The 2,162-nt window shown below is 37.9% G+C and carries 1 protein-coding gene; it reads left to right on the forward strand.

The window, feature by feature from the left end; translation table 11 throughout:
- On the forward strand, positions 1 to 2,162 hold a 2,162-nt coding region (locus E1176_RS02005), incomplete at both ends, for a PKD domain-containing protein (RefSeq protein WP_155208904.1).

The raw sequence follows: 2,162 nt of genomic DNA on the forward strand, positions 1-2,162 counted from the left end.
AAGGTACCTATCTTGGTGAGTTAATTTCAACTGATATTACCCCGCATCTTCATCTACAAGAGAATAACACTGTTTTTGCTCATGATAACCTAAATCCATACATCGATGCTGATACAGGAATACCAGTTTTTATAGATACTTACATTGAAAGCGGTGTTCAATTTTACCAAAACGGACTTCGTCATAACACTCTAAATCATGCAGAGTTAAACTTAACAGATCAACAAAATATAAATAACGTATCTTATACAATAATTTATGATAAAATTGATATCGTAGCCCATGCCATTGATCCGCACGTTTTAACGGATGGAAGTGGGGCATCAGATGCGAATGGAAACCCTGTCGGTCAACTTGCGCCTTATGGTATAACCTATAGACTTTTAACTTTAGATGAGGTAAACCTGTATGATTATAGTCTGGAGTTTGATCGTGTGCCTGATAATACCAAAGCAGTAAATGTTTTTCATCCTACATCTGGCACCATTGCTTATCCTAACCCGTCCATCCATATAGTAACTAGTTGTCCTGCCAATTGTGGAAATGATGATATTTCTGATAGATTTTTTAACACACGGTTAAAAAAAGATAAAACTGAAAATTGGGATTTATCAAATAGAAGTGAAATGGATGCAACATTTGAAGAAGGTGCGGAATACCCTGACTCCAAATACATATTAAGATTAGAAGCATATGATGTAGATTTTGCGGATAACCCGAATAATACTTCTGAATGCAGGGACATTAATGTTATAATCGACAACTTTAAACCATATATTGAAAAAGTACAGGTAGTGAGTGAGTATTTCGGAGTGCCTATAACACATTATAGCGGGGGGTGGGCTAATAATTCCACGAGTCAGACCATCTCTTACAACGCAACTTACAATGAAAATGTAGAAACTAGTGGAGATGTAGAGATTATAGTGACAGCAAGTGAACCTCTGTATTATGATGAGACCATTCCAAGTAGTTATAATGGTCCTGAAATTACGGTTAATGGTGTTATATACCAGGCAGAAACTTACACTGCCGACTTAAAAGAATTTACCTTCAGAATTCCAGCTTTTACCTTCGATAGCAGTGATGATCCTACACAGATTATTGAGATTAATGCAGAAGACCTAGCGGGAAATCAACTTGTGGCTTTTAACGGTAATGACGTAAGTGCTAATTATGATGATTTACCGCATCGAAACTCAGATGGTACCTGGGCGAATGAAGGTGTGGTTTCATATGGAACAGACACTCGCCACTCTTTCAATATAGGGAACAGTTGTGGGGGTTCAAGTACTGGTCGCAGTTCCGTTTCCTGTCCATTAATTTCTGACTTTAGAGCGGAAATGCATGAAAATGATGCGTTAGGCGTACTTTTTACAAGTATGTCCACTCCATCATCTGAGATTGATTATATGCATTGGGAATTTGGTGATGGTAATTACTACACTAAATCATATTATCACCCTCAACAATATCATACCTACAGCACTGAAGGGATTTACTCTGTTTCTTTAACTGTAGGTAGGGGAGTAGAACTAGATACTTATACAACCGATGTCATAGTATCTAATGATCTTAATGCCATAGCAAATCTATCTTCCTCAATAGGCAGCACACCATTGTTAGTGACTTTAGATGGTAGATCTTCAACTGGTGTTATACAAGATTATCAGTGGAATCTAACCCCTTCAACCGGATGGTATTTCAAGACAGGAACAGCATTTTCTAATCTTGCAGATATTGAATTTACAGATGAGGGTAGTTATCAGGTCACATTAACTGTAACAGATGAAAATGGGAAGACAGATGTTTCTCCATCACAAACCGTCAGTGTTAGTGAAGACGGTAGTGGGGGAGGTTCAAACCCTCTCGACCCTGTAGCAGATTTTGAATTTAACAATCCTGTATTTGTTAACTCTACGGTATCGTTTAGCAATACGTCTCAATATGGTTGTGCGAGTGGGGTTTCCTTTAGTTGGGATTTTGGAAATGGCAATACAAGTACGTTAGAACAGCCGGTTACTAATTATAGCGCAAATGGAAACTATCCAGTTGAACTATGTGTAACTGATGGCTGTGGAAATAGTAGCTGTACCACTAAATCTGTATCAGTACAAGTGCCTAATGAAGGGATAATTCCACGATTTACAGCAGACAGATAC

It is taken from the genome of Fulvivirga aurantia (genome assembly GCF_009711475.1).
GTDB lineage: Bacteria > Bacteroidota > Bacteroidia > Cytophagales > Cyclobacteriaceae > Fulvivirga > Fulvivirga aurantia.